The sequence below is a fragment of the Alcanivorax sp. DG881 genome, assembly GCF_000155615.1.
In the GTDB taxonomy this organism is placed as follows: domain Bacteria; phylum Pseudomonadota; class Gammaproteobacteria; order Pseudomonadales; family Alcanivoracaceae; genus Alcanivorax.
Genome location: NZ_DS989915.1, coordinates 210,756 through 233,852, shown reverse-complemented (window position 1 = coordinate 233,852; position 23,097 = coordinate 210,756). Strand labels below are relative to the sequence as shown.

Annotated in this window: 18 protein-coding genes and 1 pseudogene; 3 read left to right on the top strand and 16 right to left on the bottom strand. The window is 58.4% G+C overall.

Annotated elements, in window-relative coordinates:
* Positions 1-149: 149 nt before the first annotated feature.
* The 16 genes from dnaE to rpsB all read right to left on the bottom strand — a co-directional run bounded on the left by dnaE (position 150) and on the right by rpsB (position 18,131).
* On the bottom strand, positions 150-3,650 hold the full coding sequence (gene dnaE / locus ADG881_RS01000) for a DNA polymerase III subunit alpha (protein WP_007150149.1): 3,501 nt from the start codon (positions 3,648-3,650) through the stop codon (positions 150-152).
* On the bottom strand, positions 3,647-4,309 hold the full coding sequence (gene rnhB / locus ADG881_RS00995) for a ribonuclease HII (protein WP_007151478.1): 663 nt from the start codon (positions 4,307-4,309) through the stop codon (positions 3,647-3,649). Before rnhB ends, dnaE begins: the two co-directional genes overlap by 4 nt.
* Positions 4,309-5,460 (bottom strand): lipid-A-disaccharide synthase, encoded by a 1,152-nt coding sequence (gene lpxB, locus ADG881_RS00990; RefSeq protein ID WP_007151565.1) that lies wholly within the window; start codon positions 5,458-5,460, stop codon positions 4,309-4,311. The genes rnhB and lpxB overlap by 1 nt, the downstream gene beginning before the upstream one ends.
* 1 nt (position 5,461) lies before the next feature.
* Positions 5,462-6,229 carry an acyl-ACP--UDP-N-acetylglucosamine O-acyltransferase gene (gene lpxA, locus ADG881_RS00985; RefSeq protein ID WP_007150054.1) on the bottom strand — a complete coding sequence of 256 codons (768 nt, stop codon included), beginning with the start codon at positions 6,227-6,229 and terminating at the stop codon, positions 5,462-5,464.
* Positions 6,230-6,302: 73 nt separating this feature from the next.
* Entirely contained in the window at positions 6,303-6,743 is a 441-nt protein-coding gene (fabZ, locus tag ADG881_RS00980; RefSeq protein ID WP_007151339.1) for a 3-hydroxyacyl-ACP dehydratase FabZ, read from the bottom strand.
* Between the two features lie 36 nt (positions 6,744-6,779).
* Complete coding sequence (lpxD, locus tag ADG881_RS00975; protein ID WP_007151346.1) at positions 6,780-7,790, bottom strand: UDP-3-O-(3-hydroxymyristoyl)glucosamine N-acyltransferase; 1,011 nt, start codon at positions 7,788-7,790, stop codon at positions 6,780-6,782.
* Positions 7,790-8,287, bottom strand: coding sequence for an OmpH family outer membrane protein (locus ADG881_RS00970; RefSeq protein WP_007148901.1), 498 nt, complete (start codon positions 8,285-8,287; stop codon positions 7,790-7,792). Before ADG881_RS00970 ends, lpxD begins: the two co-directional genes overlap by 1 nt.
* 10 nt (positions 8,288-8,297) lie before the next feature.
* Positions 8,298-10,661: an outer membrane protein assembly factor BamA gene (bamA, locus tag ADG881_RS00965; RefSeq protein ID WP_007150474.1), complete on the bottom strand. Its 2,364-nt coding sequence runs from the start codon at positions 10,659-10,661 to the stop codon at positions 8,298-8,300.
* On the bottom strand, positions 10,658-11,965 hold the full coding sequence (gene rseP, locus ADG881_RS00960; RefSeq protein ID WP_007149163.1) for an RIP metalloprotease RseP: 1,308 nt from the start codon (positions 11,963-11,965) through the stop codon (positions 10,658-10,660). The genes bamA and rseP overlap by 4 nt, the downstream gene beginning before the upstream one ends.
* On the bottom strand, positions 11,959-13,173 hold the full coding sequence (gene ispC / locus ADG881_RS00955) for a 1-deoxy-D-xylulose-5-phosphate reductoisomerase (RefSeq protein WP_007151247.1): 1,215 nt from the start codon (positions 13,171-13,173) through the stop codon (positions 11,959-11,961). Before ispC ends, rseP begins: the two co-directional genes overlap by 7 nt.
* Positions 13,170-13,994 (bottom strand): phosphatidate cytidylyltransferase, encoded by an 825-nt coding sequence (locus ADG881_RS00950; protein ID WP_007151292.1) that lies wholly within the window; start codon positions 13,992-13,994, stop codon positions 13,170-13,172. The genes ispC and ADG881_RS00950 overlap by 4 nt, the downstream gene beginning before the upstream one ends.
* On the bottom strand, positions 13,994-14,776 hold the full coding sequence (uppS, locus tag ADG881_RS00945) for a polyprenyl diphosphate synthase (RefSeq protein WP_007149577.1): 783 nt from the start codon (positions 14,774-14,776) through the stop codon (positions 13,994-13,996). Before uppS ends, ADG881_RS00950 begins: the two co-directional genes overlap by 1 nt.
* Before the next feature lie 77 nt (positions 14,777-14,853).
* Entirely contained in the window at positions 14,854-15,411 is a 558-nt protein-coding gene (gene frr, locus ADG881_RS00940) for a ribosome recycling factor (RefSeq protein WP_007148710.1), read from the bottom strand.
* Between the two features lie 37 nt (positions 15,412-15,448).
* Entirely contained in the window at positions 15,449-16,186 is a 738-nt protein-coding gene (gene pyrH, locus ADG881_RS00935) for a UMP kinase (protein ID WP_039925879.1), read from the bottom strand.
* Between the two features lie 241 nt (positions 16,187-16,427).
* Positions 16,428-17,306, bottom strand: coding sequence for a translation elongation factor Ts (gene tsf / locus ADG881_RS00930; RefSeq protein WP_007150241.1), 879 nt, complete (start codon positions 17,304-17,306; stop codon positions 16,428-16,430).
* 66 nt (positions 17,307-17,372) lie between these two features.
* Positions 17,373-18,131, bottom strand: coding sequence for a 30S ribosomal protein S2 (gene rpsB, locus ADG881_RS00925; RefSeq protein WP_039925878.1), 759 nt, complete (start codon positions 18,129-18,131; stop codon positions 17,373-17,375).
* A 298-nt stretch (positions 18,132-18,429) separates the two neighbouring features.
* On the opposite strand from rpsB, the pseudogene map reads away from it, so the two are divergent.
* From map to dapC, 3 genes and pseudogenes are all read left to right on the top strand, one after another.
* Positions 18,430-19,225, top strand: a pseudogene (map, locus tag ADG881_RS00920) (type I methionyl aminopeptidase).
* Positions 19,226-21,898: a [protein-PII] uridylyltransferase gene (locus tag ADG881_RS00915; RefSeq protein ID WP_007151471.1), complete on the top strand. Its 2,673-nt coding sequence runs from the start codon at positions 19,226-19,228 to the stop codon at positions 21,896-21,898.
* Positions 21,899-21,902: 4 nt separating this feature from the next.
* Positions 21,903-23,084 (top strand): succinyldiaminopimelate transaminase, encoded by a 1,182-nt coding sequence (dapC, locus tag ADG881_RS00910; RefSeq protein ID WP_007149254.1) that lies wholly within the window; start codon positions 21,903-21,905, stop codon positions 23,082-23,084.
* The last annotated feature ends 13 nt before the right edge of the window (positions 23,085-23,097 follow it).

Genomic DNA, 23,097 nt, shown 5'->3' with positions numbered 1-23,097 from the left:
CGCATCACGCTTCACGCGACAACGCGGGAGAGCATCGAGCGCAAAGAGTGGCCCTGCCGCCGCGTCCAGGCGTTTGAATCGCGGAACCCGACACTCTGGTCACCACTCAGCCTTCTCGTGTTGAAGCGTGCTGCGTGGTGCGTCTAGCGCTAATACTCCATCCGCACTGCGTTTTCACCAAAGCGTACCCGCAGCTCCTCCACCAGTGACTCGTGGGGGCTGATTTTCCATTCGTCGCCCAGCCAGAAACTGGCAGCGGCAATGTTGTGGTCCAGATCCAGCAGCACCGGCGTGTTGCCCCCCTGGTACGGCGACAGCATCTGCTGGAGCTGCTGGGGCAAATCATCCGCCACTGGCACCGCCACCCGTAAACGGCGGGCAAAGGTTTCCCGGGCCTGGCGCATATCCATGATTTCATCGGCGACCAGATTAAAGCCGCCGGTGTATTCGTCGTTGCGGACCCCGCCCTTGAAGATCAGCAGGGTATCCTTCTGCACCAACTCGCCGTATTCGGCAAAGGTCTTGCCGAAGACCGACACTTCCACCCGACCGGTCTTGTCATCCAGGGTGATGAACGCCATACGATCGCCACTGCGTTTGCTGCGGGTAATACGCAGCGCCACCACCAGCCCGGCGATGGTGGCGGCCTCCCCTTTCCCGGTGGGCTGCAGGGAATTGATTCGGGCGGTCACGAACTGCCGCACTTCTTTTTCATACTGGTCGATGGGGTGGCCGGTCAAAAACAGGCCCAGGGTGTCACGCTCGCCATTAAGACGGGTTTCGTCGTTCCAGGCGCGGGCCGGCTTCCATTCCACCGCCGTGGCCGGACTGTCATCCACGGCCCCGAACATATCCATGATGCCGGCCGCTTCGTTGCGGGCATCCTGATCTGCAGCGGCAATGGCGTCCGGCAAGGTGGCCAGCAACTGCGCGCGGTCGTGGAAACTGCTTTTCGGCCCCAGCTTGTCCAGTACCCCGGCGCGCACCATGGCTTCCAGGGAACGACGGTTGATTTTTTTCAGGTCAATGCGGCGACAGAAATCAAACAGGTCCTTGAACTCACCGCCATCTGCCCGCGCCGATACGATGGCATCGATGGGACCTTCACCCAGCCCCTTGATGGCACCCAACCCATAGACGATGTCGCCCTCCGGGTTCACGGTGAAGCGGTAGCCACAGGAATTCACATCCGGCGGCAGTACCTGCAACCCCATGGTTTTGCATTCATCAATGAAGGTCACCACCTTGTCGGTGTTCTGCATATCCGCAGAAATGGTGGCGGCCATGAATTCCGCCGGGTAGTGAACCTTGAGCCAGGCGGTCTGGTAGGCAACCAGTGCATAGGCGGCGGAGTGGGATTTGTTGAACCCGTAGCCCGCGAATTTTTCCACCAGGTCGAAGATCTTCATGGCCAGGTCCGGGTCCACACCCTTACCTTTAGCCCCTTCTTCGAAGATCGCCCGCTGCTTGGCCATTTCTTCAGGCTTTTTCTTGCCCATGGCCCGGCGCAGCATGTCAGCGCCGCCCAGCGTGTAGCCGGCCAACTCCTGGGCAATCTGCATCACCTGCTCCTGATACAGGATAACCCCGTAGGAGGGTTTCAGGATCGGCTCCAGCCACTCGTGCTGGTATTGCGGATCCGGGTAGGCCAGCGGTTCGCGACCGTGCTTACGGTTCACGAAGTTATCAACCATGCCGGATTCCAGCGGCCCCGGACGATACAGGGCCACCAGTGCGATGATGTCTTCAAATACGTCGGGCTGGAGCTTCTTGATCAGCTCCTTCATGCCCTGACTTTCCAGCTGGAACACCGCCGTGGTATCGCCCCGCTTGAGCAGGTCGAAACTGGGGCCGTCGTCCAGCGGAATGTGGTCAATAACCAGATCGTCCAGCCCTTCACGGCCGCGCTTCACGTTGGCGGCTTTTACGGCCCAATCAATGATGGTCAGGGTTTTCAGGCCGAGGAAGTCAAACTTCACCAGGCCGGCGGATTCCACATCGTCCTTGTCGTACTGGGTAACCAGGTTGGTACCGTCTTCTTCACAGTACAGCGGCGCGAAGTCCGTCAACTTGCCCGGCGCGATCACCACGCCCCCGGCGTGCTTGCCCACGTTCCGGGTCAGGCCTTCCAGCTTGAAGGCCATCTCCATGATTTCGTTGGCAGCGTCCTTGTCGGAATTTTCATCGCTTTCCAGGAATTCACGCAGGGTTTCTTCCTGCTCCAGCGCCTTGGTCAGCGTCATGCCCGGAATACCCGGGATCATCTTGGACAAGCGATCAGCCAGGCCGTAAGGCTTGCCCTGCACCCGCGCCACATCGCGCACCACCGCCTTGGCGGCCATGGTGCCGAAGGTGATGATCTGACTCACCGCATCACGGCCGTACTTGTCTGCCACGTAGTTGATCACGCGGTCGCGTTTTTCCATGCAGAAGTCGACGTCAAAGTCGGGCATGGAGACCCGTTCCGGGTTAAGGAAACGTTCGAACAGCAAGTCGTAGCCAATAGGATCCAGGTCGGTAATCTTCATGGCATAGGCCACCAAGGAACCGGCACCGGAGCCCCGACCCGGGCCCACGGGAACTTCGTTGTCCTTACCCCACTGAATAAAGTCGGCAACGATCAGGAAGTAACCGGGGAAGCCCATCTGGTTGATGATATCCAGCTCGAACCGCAGCCGGTCATCGTAATCCTTTCGTTTTATGGCGTACTCGGGATCATCCTTATCCAGCAACACCTTGAGACGCTCTTCGAGCCCGTCACTGGAAACTTTTTCAAAGTATTGCTCGATGGTCATGCCGTCCGGAATCGGGAAATCCGGCAGGAAGTTTTCCCCCAGGCGAATATCCAGCGTACAGCGGCGAGCGATCTCCACCGTATTTTCAAGCGCTTCGGGCAAGTCGGCAAACAGCTCCGCCATTTCTTCGGCGGATTTCAGGTATTGCTCTTCGGAGTACTTCTTCGGACGACGCGGATCGTCCAGGGTGTTGCCGTCGTGGATACACACCCGGGATTCGTGAGCTTCGAAATCTTCCCGGCGCAGAAAGCGTACATCGTTGGTTGCCACCACGGGCAGCCCCAGCTGCCCCGCCAGCGTAACACTGGCATGCAAGCAATCTTCGTCGCCCGGGCGCGAGGTACGTTGCACTTCCAGATAGAAACGGTCGCCGTACACAGAGGCCAGCCAGCTCGCATATTGCTGCGCCAGCTCGTACTTTTCAGCCAGTAGCAATTGTCCCACTTCGCCCTGGGAGGCTGCAGAAAGGACGATCAGGCCTTCGTTCAGCTCTGCTACCCATTCCGGCTTCACCAGCGCCCGGCCACGATCCTGGTTGGTCTGCCAGGCGCGGCTAATCAGCAACGTCAGGTTCTGATAGCCCGCTTCGTTGAGCACCAGAAACGACAGGCAAGCGGGCTCCTCTATGTGTGTGCCCTGCACCCACAGGTCGGCGCCCATCAGCGGCTTGATCCCCGCATTCATGGCATTCTGGTAAAACTTGATCAGCGCAAACAGGTTTGAATCGTCGGTAACGGCCACCGCCGGAATCTGCTGGTTTACACAGGTCTTGATCAGTTCCTTGACCCGCACCACTCCATCGACCAGTGAATAGTCGGTATGCAAGCGCAGGTGGACAAAACGGGGATCACTCAAAACAGGTTCCCTTGTGCAATTGCTGCGGCGACCGGGCCAAAGGAGCGGCGATGCTCGGCCAGGGCGCCATGTTGTTCCAGGGCCGCCATGTGCACCGCTGTCGGGTAGCCTTTGTGGCGGTCGAAGCCATATTGGGGGTAACGGGCATGCAAGGCATGCATTTCGCGATCCCGGGCCACTTTGGCAAGGATCGACGCGGCGGAAATGGCCGGCACCCTGCCGTCACCCTTTACCACCGCTTGCGACGGGCACGGCAACGCTGGCACCCGATTGCCATCAACAAGCACGGCTTGCGCCGCCATGGGTAAACCGGCGACCGCCCGCTGCATGGCCAGCATGGTGGCATGCAGGATATTCAACTCATCGATTTCCGCCGGTTCGGCCCGCCCCAGTGCCCAGCCCAGAGCATGAGACTTGATCTCAGCTTCCAGCGCCAACCGTTTCTTTTCACTAATTTTTTTGGAATCAGCCAAGCCGGCAATGGGGTGTTGAGGGTCGAGAACAACGGCGGCTGTTACTACCGCGCCCACCAACGGCCCGCGGCCCACTTCGTCCACCCCCGCCACCAGCATGCCAGGCTGCCAGGCAAAGGCGGACGGGATGAAAGGGTCAGCCAGGGCATATTCCGCAAAGGGATCGCATGATTGCGATGGTGCCATCAGGCCTCCAGCAGTTTAGCAACGGCGGCTGCCGCTTTCTCGCTGGCGCCACCGCGAAGCTGTTCATGTACGTCCTGGAACCGGGCTTTCAGGGCCTGGGCCTGCTCAGGTTGATCGAACCAGCGACGCACGGCGGCAACGATCGCATCCGTGGTCAGTCCCTCCTGAATCAGTTCGGGGACCATTTCCTGCCGACATAACAGATTCGGCAGTGAGACAAATTCGCTCTTTATCAAACGGCTGACGATGGCATAGGTCACCGCGCCAACCCGATAGCCTACCACCATGGGTTTGGTCAGCAACAAGCCTTCCAGGGTCGCAGTGCCGGATGCCATAAGCACCACATCAGCGGCGGCCATTACCGTACGGCTCTGGCCATCCACCAGCGATACGGGTAAATCAGGCTGGGCGTCCAGCAGTGCCTGGATTTGCTCACGGCGAGCATTGTTGGCCGCAGGAATCACGAAATGCAGCGCCGGATCCTGCTGATTCAACACCACCATGGCCTCCAAAAAGGCGGGCATCAACTGCCCCACTTCTCCACCGCGGCTACCCGGCAGCACAGCCAGAATACGCGCCTGCGCATCCAGGCCCAATGCCTTGCGGGCACCCGGCACATCTGTCTCCAGAGGAATTCGGTCGGCAAGCGGGTGCCCCACAAAGGCCACCGGCACCTGGTGCTGCTCATAGAACCGGGCTTCGAACGGCAACAGGGTCAGCATCAGATCAATGCTTTTCTTGATGCCCTTGATGCGCCCCTGCCGCCAGGCCCAGACCGACGGACTCACATAGTGCACGGTTTTCAGGCCGCGATCGTGGAGCCGCCGGGCGATGGGCAAAGTGAAATCCGGGGAATCAATCCCGATGACCACATCCGGTTTCTGTTCCAGCAGGAAGCGGACCAGGGATTTACGCAGACGCAGCAATTCGGGCAGATGGGAAAGCACTTCGGTGATTCCCATCACCGACAGTTTTTCCATGGGGAACAAGCTGGTGAGCCCCGCCTCGGCCATCTCTTCGCCCCCGACACCGATAAACCGGGCTCCGGGATAACGGGCGGCAAGGGCCTGCATCAGACCCGCGCCGAGAATATCCCCGGAAGCTTCCCCGGCAATCAGCGCGACCAGCGGTGCGTCCTTGCGCTGTGCCATGTCAGCGGGTGATACCGCGCTCGGACGCTTTCAGGGAATCGATGAAGATTTGCAGCGCATCCGACGGTTCCATGGCTTCCAGTTCGGCCAGCGCCTGTTCCAGCGTGAGCCCCTGGCGGTAGACCACCTTATAGGCCTGACGCAGGCTGCTGACTACATCCTTGGACCAGCCACGACGGCGCATGCCTTCAAAGTTCATGCTGCGCGCGCTGGCCGGATTACCGGACACCATCACGTAAGCCGGAATATCTTTCAGCACCAGCGAGCAACCGGAGGTCATGGCGTAGGAGCCAATCTTGCAGAACTGGTGCACACCGGTCATGCCGCCGAGAATCACGCCATTGCCCACATGGGCATGGCCCGCCACCGAGGCATTGTTGGCAAAAATACAGTCATCGCCAATCATGCAGTCGTGCGCCACATGCACATAAGCCATCAGCAAGTTACGACTACCGATTTTAGTCAGGGAGTTATCCTGAATGGTACCGCGATGAATGGTGACCGATTCACGGATAACATTGTCGTCGCCAATTTCCAGACGAGTCGGTTCCCCGTTGTACTTCTTGTCCTGGCAGTCCTCGCCGACGGACGCGAACTGGAAGATGTGGTTATTGCGACCAATGGTTGTCGGCCCTTTGATGACCACATGGGACGCCACTACGGTGCCCGCACCGATTTTCACGTCGGGGCCAATAATGGAGTACGGGCCCACCTGCACATCCTCTGCAAGCTCCGCGGCCGGATCAATAAGGGCGGTCGGATGAATCATGGACTAGTCACTTTTATTTTGATGATGAAGGCAGGCAGTATACGCCAGCTAATCACTGGCGTACGGGCGGGGATCAGACTTTTTGCTCAGCCACGAGCATCTCTGCGCTCGCAACGGTTTTCCCGTCTACCTGCGCCTCACAGGTGAATTTCAGAATATTGCGCTTTACCACCACATACTCGGCGAACAGGTGCAGAGTATCCCCCGGGATCACCCGGCGTTTGAAACGCGCCTTGTCAGTCCCTACCAGCAGGTAAATATAGCCGTCAGAGGGTTTCTTTTTTTCCGTCACAAAACCCAGAATGCCTGCAGCCTGCGCCATCGCTTCTACGATCAGCACGCCGGGCATGATGGGCTCATCAGGAAAATGGCCGTTGAAGAACGGCTCGTTGATCGTCACATTTTTCAACGCTTCGATCCGTTTTCCGGGCTCAATATTCAGTACCCGGTCAATCAGCAAAAAAGGGTAACGATGGGGCAGGTATTCCCTGACCTCTTGGATATCCATCATCATGTGTTCCACACAGGCAAGTACCGCAAATCGCGGAAATTAGTCGCTTAAACGCTCAAGCTTGCGCACACGGCGGGCCAGATCATCCAGATTCCGGAAACGCGCCACGTTCCTACGATAGCGGGATTGGCTATCCACAGGCAACGCAGAGCCATAGGTACCCGGTTCCTTGATAGAGCTGGAGACCAGTGACATGGCCAGGATTTGCACCTTGTCACACACCTCGATGTGGCCAGCAATACCGGCGGCTCCGCCAATCAGGCAGAAAGAGCCGATTTTGGCTGAACCCGCGATGCCAGCCTTCCCGGCGATAGCAGTATGATCACCAATGACAACGTTGTGAGCGACCTGGATCTGATTATCCAGAATCACGCCATTGCCAATAATGGTATCGTCGATTGCACCACGGTCCACTGTGGTGCCGGCGCCAATTTCTACATCGGCACCAATGGTGACACCGCCGACCTGATGAAGCTTGGTCCACCCCGCGCCATTAAAGGCGAACCCGAAACCATCGCCACCGATCACGCAATTGGCGTGTATGATAGTGCGCGGACCCAGTGTGACACCATGGTAAATTGTAACATTTGGCCAAATTCGGCACTGATCACCGATAACGGAACCGGCGCCGACCACGCTGTTGGCCATGATCACGGCACCCTCTCCCACCGTCACATTCGCTTCCACCACCGCATTTGGACCAATGGAAGCTGAATCGGCAATCCGGGCTGTCGCATCAATCACCGCAGCAGGATGCACACCCGCTTGCGGTTGCGGCGCAACCTCAAAAAAGGCACTGGCCTTGGCAAAGGCAAGGTACGGGTCTTTAACGATCAGGGCCGCCACCGGGCAGTATGCCCGCTGGGATTCAGGGATCAGCACCGCCCCCGCACCGGTCTGTTCCAGAAACGACCGATAGCGAGGATTGGCAAGAAAGGTAAGCTGGCTGGATGACGCGGACTGGATCGTACCCAGACCGTCCACCACGTGGCTGGCCTCTCCGACCAGCTCCGCACCCAGCTTTTCTGCAAGCGCTCCGAGAGTCAGCATTATTTCATGCTGTTCAGTTGTTTGCCCACAGCCTCGGTAATGTCCAGATCAGGCTTGGTGTACATCACCGCCTGGGCATTGAGTACCACATCCAGCTTTTCACGCTTGGCCACGGCTTCCATGGCGGTTTTCAGTTTCGGCTGCATTTCTTCCAGAATCTCACGTTGCGCTTCATTGGCACGCTTTTGCAGCTTGCGCTGCAGGCTCTGGATTTCAATCATCTTCTGCTGACCTTGCGTCTTCAGCGTGTCCTGCTGATCCGCTGACATGGTCATGGCTTCTTTCTGCAGTTTCTGCTGCAGCTTCTGCACATCATTCTGCAGAGAATTGAGCTTTTGCTCATCGGCAGACAGCTCATTTTCCAGTGATGACATTTTTGCCTTCACGTTATCCGACGATTGCAGTGCAGCAATCGGATCGAGAACCCCAATGGTGCCATCGGCCATCGCCAGAGCCGGAAGAAGAAGAGTCAGTGCTACCAGTGTTTTTTTCATCATTATTAAACTCCTAAAAAGTCTGTCCCAGAGAAAATTGGAATACTTCCGTGTCATCGCCAGGCTGGTCATTCAGTGCCTTGGCGAGGTTGAAGCTGAGCGGCCCGATGGCCGTCAACCAGGTCAGCCCGATACCGGCAGAGGTGCGAATATCCTGCGGCTCAAAGTCCGCAAAAATATCATCCCGCTCGGTTTCAAACACGTTCCCCGCATCCACGAACAGGAAGGTTCTCACGCTTCGCGACTCCGGCGCAAAGGGCGTCGGGAAAATCAGCTCCATGCTCGCTTCTGTCAGGAAGTTGCCGCCGATGGGATCCGGGCTTGGATCCGTGGTGCCATTGAGGAAATAGCTCAGGCCTTCAGAGCGTGGCCCCAGGGAGCGAGACTCGTAGCCACGCACAGAGCCGATACCGCCTGAATAATAGTTTTCGAAGAACGGCAGCACCGTGTCGTCACCATAGCCATCACCGTAGGCCACATCAGCACGGGTGCGCAGCGTCCAGCGTTGGGTAATGGGGAAATACTTCTGCCCGGTCCAGTTCAGCTTGTAGAAGCCGTAATCGGACCCCGGCACCGCCACTTCAAATCCAAGGGTACTCGACCAACCGCGATCAGGCAGGATGCCCCGGTTCAGGGTGCTGGTCTGCAGGGACGCATTGGCCTTGTATTCATTGAACTTGGTGCCTTCTTGGATCAGGAAGTTGGCAATATCCACGGCCACGAAATCACCGGTAGTAATGTCGGTTTTCTCGTAGGTGGCACCGAAGCTCAGGCGAGAATATTCCGAGATGGGATAACCAAACGTCACCGAGCCACCCAAACGATCCGCCGCGTAGGACGCTACTGTGGTTTCATCGAAATCAATTTCAGAATAAAACAGGCTGAAGCCCCGGCTTACCCCGTCCAGGGTGTAATACGGGTTGTAATGCGAAAAGCTGTAGGAGTCGCGGATATCAGACCGGCTCAGCGCAAAGGACACCCGGTTACCACTACCGCGCCAGTTATTCTGGGTCACGTTGGCACCGAAGATGAAACCGGAGGCATCGGAGAAACCCACGTTGGCACCGATGGAACCGGAAGGCTGCTCTTCAACCTTGTAATTCACATCCACCAGGTCATCCGCATTGGGTACTCGCGGAGTATCCGCCTCTACCACGCTGAAGTAACCGAGCCGCTGCAGACGCTGGCGAGACAAGTCCACCAATGAGGTGTTTGCCGGGGCCTGTTCGAACTGACGCAATTCACGGCGCAGCACTTCGTCATCCGTCTTGGCATTACCGCTGAAGTTGATCCGGCGAACATAGACCTTGCGGCCCGGGTCCACGTAGAAAGTCACATCGACGGTGTTGTCTTCATCATTGGCATTATGCTCACGGCCATTCACTTCCGCGAAAGTGTAACCTTCATTGCCAAGACGGCGTTTGATCAAATCGTTGGTATAGGTCACCAGTTGCTGGCTGAACACCTGGCCTTTTTTCACGATCAGCAAAGGCCGCAATTGATCCTCTTTTACCACCAGGTCACCGGCCAGGTTTACTTCATTCACGGTGTACTGTTCGCCTTCAGCCACATTCACCGTGATAAATACACTGCGCCGGTCCGGTGTCACGGATACCTGAGTGGACTCGATGGAAAAGTTGATATAACCGCGGTCCAGGTAATAGGAACGCAACCGCTCCAGGTCACCGCCCAGTTTTTCCCGGGAATACTTGTCATCACCTTTGATGAACGACCAGAAACCGGAAGAATGCAGTTCGAAATCTTCCAGCAAGGCTTCATCGTCAAACAACTGGTTTCCAACGATGTTGATGTTGCGAATTCTGGCGGCTTTGCCTTCATAGATTTCGATCTTCAGGGCCACCCGGTTACGCGGCAGCGCCACCGATTCGGTCTTGATGTCTGCCCCGTAGCGGCCCTGGCTGACGTACTGACGCTCCAGCTCGCCGGCAATCGCCTGCAAGGTAGAGCGCTGGAACACTTCGCCTTCAGCCAGCCCGGCTTCAGTCAGGCCCTTGCGCAGATTTTCTTCATCAATGGATTTGTTACCGGACAAGTCGATGCGCGCGATGCTTGGTCGCTCGGCAACAATAACCACCAGGTCATCACCGTCACGGCCCAGCTGCACATCCTCGAAATTGCCGGTGGCAAACAGGCGCTGCACCGCATCGACTACCTGATCACGGTTAACCGTGTCACCGGCCTGAATCGGCAGGGAGGCATAGACCCGTTCCACTGGCAAACGCTGAAGCCCTTCTACGCGAATATCGTGGACCTTGAACGGTAGCTGTGTGTCCGCATTTAGCAGCGGCGCTGCCAACAGGCAAAAAACCGCTAGCAGGCCCTTCAGGGGGCTGCTCAGAATGTCCCCAAATCTCATGAAAACTGCTTCACCAAGTCGTTGTAAATGGCCAATAACATGAAGCTGACCACGAGCGTCAGCCCAACACCTTGTGCGGCCATCAAGAACCGCTCAGGTAAACTGCGACCGCGAATCATTTCAATGATTCCAAAGAAAATCCAGCCGCCATCAAGCATTGGTACGGGTAGAAGGTTAATCACCCCCAGCGTGATGCTGAGGTAAGCCAGCAATGCCAGGAAGCTGGCAATGCCTATGGACGCACTTTCACCGGCCACCTGGGCAATGGTGATAGGGCCGCCCAGGTTATCGAGGGAGAGCTTGCCGGTCACCAGTTTCACCAGGCTCGCGCCCACCACGTTCACCTGCTCGGCAAAGCGACTGCCCGCCGCACCGACAGCGCCCAGCACACCAAATTCCTGCTGGTAAACGCCTCCCAGGCCAACGCCGATACGGCCAAAGGACTCACCGTTTTCAGTCACTGTGGCAGGCTCCACCTGGAGCGTCTCGATGCGCGTTCCGCGAAGTACGCCGACAGTCAGGGCCTCACCCGGTGCTGCCATGATACTTTCCTGCCACTGGGACCAACTGAATACCGGCTCAGCGTTCAGGGTAAGCACCTGATCACCACCGGTCAGGCCAGCCTGCTCTGCCGGACTGTCCGCCTGGACCTCACCAATAACCACGGCCTGATTGAGCCCCAGAGCTTCCAGGGGCGGCTTGTCCAGATCTGCGGACCAGGGCGAGGTATCCAGCTCACGAACCGTGGTGCCGCCCCCTGCCTGCTCTACGGTGATCGCCAGGGTATCCGGCTCGCCCAGATGCAGGATCAATTCGTTATAGAAGGCGCGCCAGCCTTTGAGCTCGGTGTTGCCCACCGCAACGATGCGGTCCCCAGGCACAAAACCTGCCTGCTCGGCGACCGAATCCGGCGTCACCGGGCCCACCACTGCCTCCAGGCCGCGTTGGCCATAGCCAAACATCAATACCCAGTAAATCAGCATGGCGAGGATAAAGTTGAATACCGGGCCCGCCGCATAGGTAATCACACGCTGCCAGGCCGGCTTGGCGGAAAATTCGCCCGGCGCACCGTCCGCCGTCTCATCTTCACGGACATCCAGTGGTTTCACGTAACCACCCAGAGGGATCGCGCTGATCACCCACTCAGTGCCTTTCTTGTCAGTGAAACGCAGGATTTTCGGGCCAAAGCCCACAGAAAAGGTCAGAACACGGACGCCAAAGGCGCGCATGGCAAGAAAGTGGCCCCATTCATGGAAAGCCACAATGATCACAATCGTGACGACGAATGCCAGCAACGTCAGCATCCACGCTCCTTAATCCAGCGGCAGGCAACCTGCCGCGCCTGGCGATCAATCTCCATGACCGCATCCACATCCCGGCAGGCTGGCGCATCCTGTTGCTCCAGGGTTCGCGCCACCACATCCGCAATGCCCATAAAATCGAGCTGACCGCTTAGAAAAGCCGCCACAGCCTCTTCGTTGGCCGCATTGAGCACCGCCGTTGCGGTCCCACCGGCGGCCATGGCATCACGCGCCAGGCCCAGGCAGGGAAACCGTTTCAGGTCCGGCAATTCAAAATCCAGCCCGGCCAACGCCGCAAAATCCAGCCGCTTGGCCCCGGATTCCACCCGCTCCGGCCATGACAGACCGCAGGCGATGGGGGTGCGCATATCCGGCGTTCCCATCTGCGCCAGTACCGAGCCATCCCGATAAGCGACCATGGAGTGAATCACACTCTGGGGGTGCACCACCACATCCACCATGGCGGGCGGCACATCGAACAACCAGCAAGCCTCGATAAACTCCAGCCCCTTGTTCATCAAGGTGGCAGAGTCCACAGAAATCTTCGGCCCCATATCCCAGTTGGGATGTTTAATGGCCTGTTCCGGGGTGACCGCTTGCAACTGTTCTGCGCTGAACTCCCTGAAAGGGCCACCCGATGCGGTCAACAACAGACGCTCCACGCCAGCGTTGACCCCTTCGGTGGGCAGGCATTGAAAAATGGCGTTGTGCTCTGAATCCAGCGGCAACAAGGTTGCCCCGTGACGCTTTACCGCATCCATAAACAAGGAACCGGTCACGACCAGCGCTTCCTTGTTAGCCAGCAGCACTCGCTTACCCGCTTCCACCGCCGCCAGAGTTGGACGCACTCCCGCCGCGCCGACAATACCCGCCACCACGGTATCGGCATCCGGGTGAGCAGCCAGTTCACAGAGGGATTCAGGGCCAGCCAGAACCTCTACTTGTGACCCGACCTTATCAAGATGGTTCCGGAGCGCCGTGGCGGCGGCAGGGTCCGCCATGGCGGCATAACGTGGATGTACCGTTTCGCAGAGTCGCGCCATGGCCTGCCACTGGGTACCAGCGGTAACCGCAAACACCTCGTAGCGCTCCGGGTGACGCACCACCACATCCAGGGTTTGCTGGCCGATACTGCCCGTGGCACCCAGCAGCGTCAGGCGCTGCCTGCCAGTACGAGCAGCACGCAGGGAATCACTTGCAGAGGGTGTCACAAACTGCCTCCCGGCAGGGCAAACCAGTTAAACCCGGCCAGAGCGATGGGCATGGCAGCGGTAACACTGTCGATGCGGTCCAGCATGCCGCCGTGACCAGGCAGGATGGTGCCGCTGTCCTTGAAGCCGCGCTCACGCTTCACCATGCTTTCAAACAAATCGCCCAGGGCAGATGCCAGCACAGTGAACAAGGCCACCAGCATCAGCGGCCACAACTGGGCGTCCAGCAGACCGGCAGCATACACGCCTGCCACCACCGCCAACGCCAGAGCCACCCCGCCCAACAGCCCTTCGATGGTCTTGCCCGGGCTCACCAGCGGGGCCAGCTTGTGTTTGCCAAAGGTACGGCCGGCAAAATACGCACCGGTATCCGCCGCCCACACCCACAGAAGGATAAACATCAGCGCCCAGGGGCCCGCCAGGCCCAGGGCTCCATTGCTCTGTAATTGCACAATGGCCGCCCAGGACGGCACCAGCAACAACAGCCCCACCAGCGCCATCAGCGCAGGGCGGTACCAGGCGCGAGCATTGCCCGGGTAGCCCACCACCAGCAGCAACGCCAACAACCACCACACGGGAATGGCATTCAGTAACCAGGCGGGCTGGAAATACTCCGCTGCGGCCATCACCACAGCCAGTGCCGCCACCCAGGCCAATCGCACAGTCAGGCTGACCTTGCCCATCATTGCCGCCCATTCCCAGCCGGCGAGGATAAAGAACACCCCGGCCACGATGGCAAACGGCAGGCGATCCAGCCCGAAAACGGCGCCCAGCACGATTGGCAGCAGCACCAGCGCGGTAATCACGCGCAGCTTTAACATTATTGTTCTCCACTCAAGCTGGTCACTTCCTCACCGGAGCGACCAAAGCGTCGCTGGCGGCCAGCAAAATCCTGTAACGCTGCATCAAAGGCGTCAGCGTCAAAATCTGGCCACAACAACGGTGAGAAATACAGTTCACTGTAAGCCAGTTGCCACAACAAAAAGTTGCTTATTCTTTGATCGCCACCGGTACGGATCAGCAAATCCGGCGGCGGCAAATCCGCCATGGACAGATGCGGCGCCATGGACTCCGCGCTGATCTGCTCCGGCTGTATCTCACCGGCGGCCACTTTTTCCGCCATTATCCGGGCGGCGTGGGCAATATCCCACTGCCCGCCATAATTCACCGCGATCACCACAGTCATGCGGTTATTGGCACCGGTTAACGACTCCGCCTCGGCCATACCGTCCTGCAAGTCCGCAGCGAACGCTGAGCGGTCACCAATAAAACGGATACGTACACCGTGCCCGTGCAGTTCTTCAACCCGGCCACCCAATGCCTTCAGGAACAAGGCCATCAGGTGATCTACCTCAGCCTGGGGTCGGCGCCAGTTTTCCGAGCTGAACGCGAAAAGCGTCAACGCCTCAATGCCCTGGTGGGCGGCCTGGCGAATGATCGCCTGCACCGTTGCCTCACCGGCACGATGCCCTTCCTCACCCGGCAAGCCCTGCTTACGGGCCCAACGGTTGTTACCGTCCATGATGATCGCCACATGGCGGGGCACACTGCCCTGATGGGAATCGAGATCGGGGGCGCTGGAATGCGGTTGATTGTCGGCCATACTGCATCCGCCAATAATAAAAACGGGCTGACGCGCAGCCCGAAATGTCAGTCAGATCACCGTTTCGCCAGCAGCGATTAAACGGTCATCAATTCCTCTTCTTTCTCTTTCAGAACACTCTCCACTTGCGCCACCATCTTGTCGGTAAGCTGCTGGATCTGTTCTTCGCCGCGGCGCTGCTCATCTTCGGAAATTTCTTTTTCCTTGAGCAGTTCTTTCAAGTCGCCATTGGCATCACGACGCACGTTGCGCACGGACACGCGGGCTTTCTCTGCCTCTGCCCGCACCACCTTGACCAGGTCCCGACGGGTTTCTTCGGTCAGCGGCGGCAGCGGCAAACGAATCAGGGTGCCGGAGGTGGACGGGTTAAGGCCCAGATCAGACATCATGATGGCGCGTTCAATCTGCGGAATCAGCGACTTGTCGAACGGCGAAATCGTCAGCGTTCTGCCCTCTTCCACCGAGATATTGCCCATCTGGTTGAGCGGCGTTTCTGCGCCGTAATACTCGATGGTAATATTGTCCAGCAGGCTCGGATGCGCCCGACCGGTACGCACCCGTTTCATGGCTGTATCCAGCGCCTCAAGACTCTTTTTCATGCGGCTTTGCGCATCATTGCGAATATCGTCAATCACCGTTATTCCTCGCTCTATCAGCGGCTATCGCCAACGCTTACTGCGCGGCTTCCACCAGGGTACCTTCACTACCGCCCAACATCAGGTTGAGCAGGGCACCCTTCTTGTTCATATCAAAAACACGCAATGGCATGGCATGGTCACGGCACAGACAAATGGCCGTCAGATCCATGACACCCAGTTTTTTATCCAGCACTTCATCATAGGTCAAGGTGTCATACTTGACCGCATCCGGATTTTTCACCGGATCGTCATTATAGACCCCATCCACCTTGGTCGCCTTCAATACCACATCGGCACTGATTTCAATGCCGCGCAAGCAGGCGGCAGAATCGGTGGTAAAGAAGGGGTTGCCGGTACCGGCACAGAAGATCACCACTTCACCGTTTTTCAGGTGGCGGTTGGCATTGCGGTGGTCATAGTGCTCGACCACGCCGCTCATGGGGATCGCCGACATCAAGCGGGTGCGGATATTGGAACGCTCCAGGGCATCGCGCAGGGCCAGGCCGTTCATTACTGTCGCCAGCATGCCCATATGGTCCCCGGCGACCCGGTCCAGGCCCGCGCTCTGCAACGCGGCACCACGGAACAGATTACCACCGCCAACAACCAGGCCGACCTGAACACCGATGCCAACCAGTTGGCCGATTTCCAGGGAAATGGCATCCAGTACCTTCGGGTCGATACCGAACCCCTCTTCACCCGCCAGCGCCTCACCACTCAGCTTGAGCAGAATACGGTTATAGCGCGGTGAGCGCTCCTTGTTCGTCGGCATGTCTTTCTCTCCACCACTCATACGAAACCGCCACCCATGAATAACCCGCCATCGTCATCATTTTTACCGGCCCAGGCCGGCCTTTCACTGCATTCAAACGCACGAGCCTGTGCTGCATAGCACAGTACCGCCCCGCACGATGGTTGCAAGCGCTTTTCACTTTCTGCCGTTCAACAGGCGAAAAAAACGCCCTGCTAGTCAAGCCAGCAAGGCGCCCTTTTACACATCGAACTCGCGAGCCTTAGCCTTTGGCCGCAGCTTCCACTTCGGCAGCGAAGTCGACTTCTTCTTTCTCGATACCTTCGCCGACAACCAGACGCTCGAAAGCGACGATTTCAGCACCGGCCGCTTTAACCAGCGCGCCGACAGTGGTATTCGGATCTTTCACGAACGGCTGGTCCAGCAAGCTCACTTCTTTCAGGAACTTGTTGATACGGCCGCCGAGCATTTTCTCAACGATCTCAGCCGGCTTGCCTTCCATATCAGGCTGGGCACGGATGATCTCTTTCTCTTTTTCCAGCACTTCAGCAGGAACCTGATCGCCACTGATGACCATCGGGTTAACCGCAGCCACGTGCATGGCAACATCTTTACCCAGCTCGGCATCGCCACCTTTCAGGGCAACGAGAACACCGATACGGCCGCCGTGAACGTAAGCGCCAATGGCACCTTCCGCTTCCAGCTTGGCAGCACGACGGATCTGGATGTTTTCACCGATTTTCTGAACCAGTGCCTGACGGGCCTGTTCAACGGTCGCACCGTCGTCCAGAGTCAGCTCGCCAATCTTGGCGGCGTCGGTTTCACCTGCGGCCAGAGCAGCGCCAGCCACTTTGTCGCAGAAGCCCAGGAAGTTTTCATCGCGGGCAACGAAATCGGTTTCGGAGTTGATTTCTACCATCACGCTAACGGTGTTTGCGTCGTTGGTAGCAATCACCACACCGCCTTCAGCAGCGGTGCGGCCGGCTTTCTTGGCCGCTTTGGCCTGGCCGGATTTACGCATATCGTCGATGGCTTTTTCGATATCGCCATCAGCTTCAACCAGCGCCTTCTTGCACTCCATCATGCCAAGACCGGTACGCTCACGAAGCTCTTTAACCATTGCAGCAGTAACAGCAGCCATGATTATCCTCTTAACTTTGGTATGTTTCGGTAAAGCGGGCGAGCCAGCGGCTCGCCCACCGATAGATTAACCTTCGGCTTTTTCGCCCTGGGCTTCATCTGCTACCTCGACGAACTCGCTCTCGCCACCGGTCTGGTTCTGGGCGTACTGCTTGCCTTCCAGAATCACGTCAGCTGCGGCTTTCACATACAGCTGAATGGCGCGGATTGCGTCGTCGTTGCCGGGAATGACGTAATCAACGCCGTCCGGGTTGGAGTTGGTATCAACCACTGCAACAACCGGGATCCCCAGCTTGCGAGCTTCCTGCAGCGCGATGTCTTCGTGATCTACGTCGATCACGAACAGTGCGTCAGGCAGGCCGCCCATATCCTTGATACCACCGATGGAACGCTCGAGCTTGTCCATCTCGCGCTTACGCATCAGGGCTTCTTTCTTGGTCAGCTTGTCAAAAGTGCCATCCTGGAACTGGGCTTCCAGCTCACGATAACGCTTGATGGACTGACGAATGGTTTTCCAGTTGGTGAGCATGCCGCCCAACCAACGGTGATCCACATAGGGCATACCGCAACGCTGAGCTTCTTCGCTCACCGCTTTCTGCGCCGCACGCTTGGTACCAACAAACAGGATCTTGTTGTTGCTGGCAGCCAGCTTGTTCAGGAACGCCATGGCGTCGTTGAACAGGGGCAGGGTCTGCTCCAGGTTGATGATATGAATCTTGTTGCGGGCGCCGAAGATGTAAGCATTCATCTTCGGGTTCCAGTAACGGGTTTGGTGACCGAAGTGCACGCCCGCTTTCAGCATATCGCGCATAGTTACGCTAGACATTGTTAGTACTCCACTTTGGGTTAGGCCTCCACGCCCCCGCATAAACCCAACCAGATCGGTCCAACTTACAGACCAGAAGGCACCCAGGGCTATGTGACGGGGCATGTGTGATTTCCTTCCCCACTCATCGGCGGTTACAATGCGACACCGTCGTCTGTTGACCGACGCAGAGCGGGAAAGCGCGCGCTTTATACCACAGCCGCCCCTCACAGGCAACGCAAAGGTGCCTACCCGGCCCAAAATGCTTTGCCCAAGCCCCGCCCAACTCACTGAAAAAGCAGGAGTTTCCCCAAGTCCCATGAATGTCGTCATTAAAACCCCCGAGCAAATCGAGCAAATGCGTGAAGCGGGCAAGCTGGCCGCCGAAGTCCTGGAAATGATCGGCGAGTACGTCAAGCCGGGGGTCACCACTGAGGAACTGGACCGCATCTGCCACGACCATATCGTCAACAAGCAGCAAGCGATTCCTGCCCCTCTGGGCTATGGCGGCGCCCCCGGTCGCATGCCCTTCCCCAAATCGGTATGCACCTCGGTGAACCATGTGGTCTGCCACGGCATCCCCAGCGACCGCAAGGCCCTGAAAACCGGCGATATCGTCAACATCGATGTCACCGTCATCAAGAACGGCTGGCATGGCGACACCTCGAAGATGTTTTTACGTGGGCGAGCCCTCTGTGTTGGCCCGCCGACTGGTGGAAACCACCCGTGAATGCATGTTGGCCGGTATCCGCATGGTCCGGCCCGGCATACAGCTTGGCGACATTGGTCATCGAATTCAGAAAATGGCCGAAGGCGAACGCTTCTCTGTGGTGCGGGAATACTGCGGCCACGGTATCGGCGAAGGCTTCCACGAAGAGCCCCAGGTGGTGCACTACGGCAAACCTGGCACAGGTCTTGAATTGCAGGAAGGCATGGTGTTCACCATCGAGCCCATGATCAACGCCGGCAAAGCCGCCAATAAACTGCTGCCCGACGCCTGGACCGTGGTCACCAAAGACCGCAAGTTGTCCGCCCAGTGGGAACACACCATCGCCGTCACTGCCGATGGTTACGAAGTCCTCACTGCCCGCAGCGAAGAAACGGACCTTTATTAAGTGTCATTGCTACCCGCAATATCTCAGGACTCCCTGCTCGACGCTCTGCAGGAAAGCGCCCAACCCGGCCAATACGCCCGACAATATCTGGCTCAGGGGCAAGAACGCCTGAACCAGGCGTTTGAAGCCACCAACATTACCGAGCTGGTCCAGGCCCGGGCGACCATGGTGGATCAGGTGATGATTGCCGCCTGGTCCCTGTTTGGCCTGGCCGAACGGAATGATGTGGCGCTGGTTGCCGTGGGCGGCTACGGCCGCGGGGAATTGCACCCCTGCTCCGATGTGGATCTGCTGGTGCTGCTCGCCGACACCCCGGAACAGGCGTTGTGCGACAGCCTTGAGCGATTCGTGGCCTTTTTGTGGGATATGGGCCTGGAAATCGGCCATGCGGTGCGCACCCTGGACGAGTGCGTGGAGCTGGCGCGGGAAGACATCACCGTGGCCACCAACATCATGGAAGCGCGCACCCTGGCGGGAAACGACATCCTGCGCGGGCAGCTGGAAGACCGCACCGGCCCGGAACACATGTGGGACTCCGCCGCCTTTTTCGCCGCCAAGTGGGAAGAACAAACCGCTCGCCACAAGCGTTTCAATGACACCGAATACAATCTCGAACCCGACCTGAAAAACGCCCCGGGTGGCCTGCGCGATGTGCAGATGATCGCCTGGGTCGCCAAACGCCACTTCAATGCCGACAGCCTGGAAGCCCTGGTCAACGACGGTTTCCTTACCCCGGAAGAATACGGCGTGCTGCGCAAGTGCCTGGACTACCTCTGGGAAGTGCGCTGGCAGCTGCATGTGCAGACCGAACGTAACGAAAACCGTCTGCTATTCGATCACCAACGGCAATTGGCTAGCCGGCTGGGCCACGAAGACACCAGTGCCAACCTGGGGGTCGAGCACTTCATGAAGGGCTTCTACCGAGTCGCCCTTGCCCTGTCCGTGCTCAACGAAATGCTGCTGCAGCTATTTGATGAAGTCATTCTGCGCAGCGACACCCAGGAGCAAGTGCGGCCACTCAACCGCCGCTTCCAGGTACGCAACGATTACCTGGAAATCAGCAGCCCGGATGTCTTTGAGCAACACCCCAGCGCCCTGCTGGAAGCCTTTGTGCTGATGGCCCAGAACCCGGACCTGAAAGGCATTCGCGCCTCCACCGTCCGTGCGCTGATCTACAATCGCCGCCAGATCGACGACGCCTTCCGCAATAATCCGGTCAACACAGACCTGTTCATGCAGCTGCTGCGCAGCCCCCATGCCCTGTTCTCCCAGCTACGCCGCATGAAACGCTACGGCATCCTGGGCAAGTACCTGCCGGAATTCGGCGGCATCATCGGCATGATGCAGTACGACCTCTTCCATATTTACACTGTAGACGCCCACACCCTGCTGGTGATCAAGAACATGCGCCGGCTGCGCTACGAAGACCTGCGCGAAGAATTCCCGTTGGCCAGCGAAGTGTTCTATCGTCTGCCCAAGCCCGAGTTGCTGTACGCCTCCGGCCTCTATCACGACATCGCCAAAGGCCGTGGTGGCGACCACTCCGAACTCGGCGCGGACGATGCCATCGCCTTCTGCCAACGCCATGGCCTCACCGCCTGGGATGGCAAGCTTGTGGCCTGGTTGGTGCGCAACCACCTGACCATGAGCGTGACGGCCCAGCGCAAGGATATCTCCGACCCGGACGTGGTCTACGATTTTGCCCGCAAGGTGGGCGATCTGGTGCACCTGGATTATCTCTACGTGCTCACCGTGGCGGACATCAATGCCACCAACCCTACTCTGTGGAATTCCTGGCGCGCTTCCCTGTTGCGCCAGCTGTACACCGAAACCAAGCGCGCCCTGCGTCGCGGCCTCAACAACCCGGTGGAAAAACAGGACTGGATCGACGAAACCCGCGACGCCGCCCTGCGCCTCCTCACGGACCGGGACCACGATGGCCCCGAAATCGAAGCCCTGTGGGCCAACATCGGCGATGAATACTTCCTGCGCGAAACCCCGCGGGACATCTCCTGGCACACCGAAGCCCTGCTCGACCGGGAAGACCCGGACGATCCACTGGTACTGATTCGTGAATCCAGCCAGAGCGTACTGGCCGGAGGGTCGCAGATCTTCATTTACACCCCGGACACCCGCAATCTGTTCAGCGCCACCGTGAACGCCCTGGACAGCCTCGGGCTGACCATTATGGACGCGCGCATTATTACCAGCGTGGACGGCTTCAGCCTGGACACCTACATCGTGCTGGACGAACACGGCACGCCCATCGGCGAGGACTGGGCGCGCATCGAGCAAATCCGCAAGACGCTCACCGAAACCCTGAAATACCCGGACCGTTACGCCACCACCGTGAGCCGCCGCATGCCCCGGCGCAACAAGCACTTTGATGTACCCACCCAGGTGGTGATCAGCAACGACATCGTCAACGATCGTACTGCGGTGGACATTCAAACCCTGGACCGCCCCGGTCTGTTGGCTCATATCGGGCGTATCTTCATGCGCTTCGAGATCCTGGTGCAGAATGCCCGTATTGCCACCCTGGGCGAACGCGCCGAAGACGTATTCTTCATTACCGACCTTGATGGCGAACCGGTTTCCGACCCGACTTTGTGCCAGGAACTGCAGCAAACCCTCAAGCAAGAACTCGACGACAAGAACAACGGAAACACCTGACCCTATGAACCCAGATCTGGAACGGTTGCACCCCTACCCGTTTGAAAAATTGAAGACCCTGTTCAGCGGCTTGCCCCAATCGGACAAGTCGCCCATTGCCCTGTCCATCGGCGAGCCCAAACACTCGTCGCCGGATTTTGTGCAGCAGGTATTAAAAGACAGCACCGCGCGGCTATCCAACTACCCAACCACCGCCGGCATCCCGGAATTGAGTGAGGCCATCGGCCAGTGGCTCAAGCGCCGCTTTCACCTGCAAAGCATCGACCCGGCCAGCCAGGTCTTGCCGGTAAACGGCACCCGGGAAGCCCTGTTTTCCTTTACCCAGGCGGTGGTGGATCGCCAGCGCCAGCCGCTGGTGCTGATGCCCAACCCCTTCTACCAGATTTACGAAGGCGCCACGCTGTTGGCCGGTGGCGAGCCCATGTACCTGCCTTGCACCGATGCCACAGGCTTGCAGCCGGACTTCGATGCGGTCAGTGAAGACACCTGGACTCGTACCCAGCTGCTGTTCATCTGTACCCCCGGCAACCCCACCGGGGCCACGCTCAGCAAGGCCCAGCTCAAGGCCCTGATTCAGCTGGCGGATAAATACGACTTTGTCATCGCCTCGGACGAGTGCTATTCGGAAATCTACCGCGACAAACCTCCCGCCGGGCTGCTGGAAGCCTGCGCCGAGATGGGCCGTCACGACTACCGCCGTTGTGTAGTCTTCCACTCTCTGTCCAAGCGCTCCAATCTGCCCGGCCTGCGCTCCGGTTTTGCCGCTGGCGACAGCGAAGTGCTGCAACGGTTTCTGCGTTACCGCACCTATCACGGTTGTGCCATGCCCATTCATCACCAGCTGGCCAGCATCGCCGCCTGGAATGACGAAAAGCATGTACAAACCAACCGGGCACTGTATCGGGAAAAATTCGACGCGGTACTGGACATTCTTGGCGGCCCCCTTAAGGTATCCGCCCCGGCAGCGGGCTTCTATCTGTGGCCTAAAACGCCCATCAGTGACGAAGCCTTCGCCCAGCGTTTGCAGGCCGAGCACAACGTCACCGTGTTACCCGGCCGCTATTTATCACGCACCATCAATGGTAAAAACCCGGGGGAAAACCGGATACGCATGGCACTGGTGGCCCCGCTGGAGGAATGTATTGAAGGTGCACAGCGGATCAAGGCATTGCTGGATGCCCTCTAACACATTCGCAGGA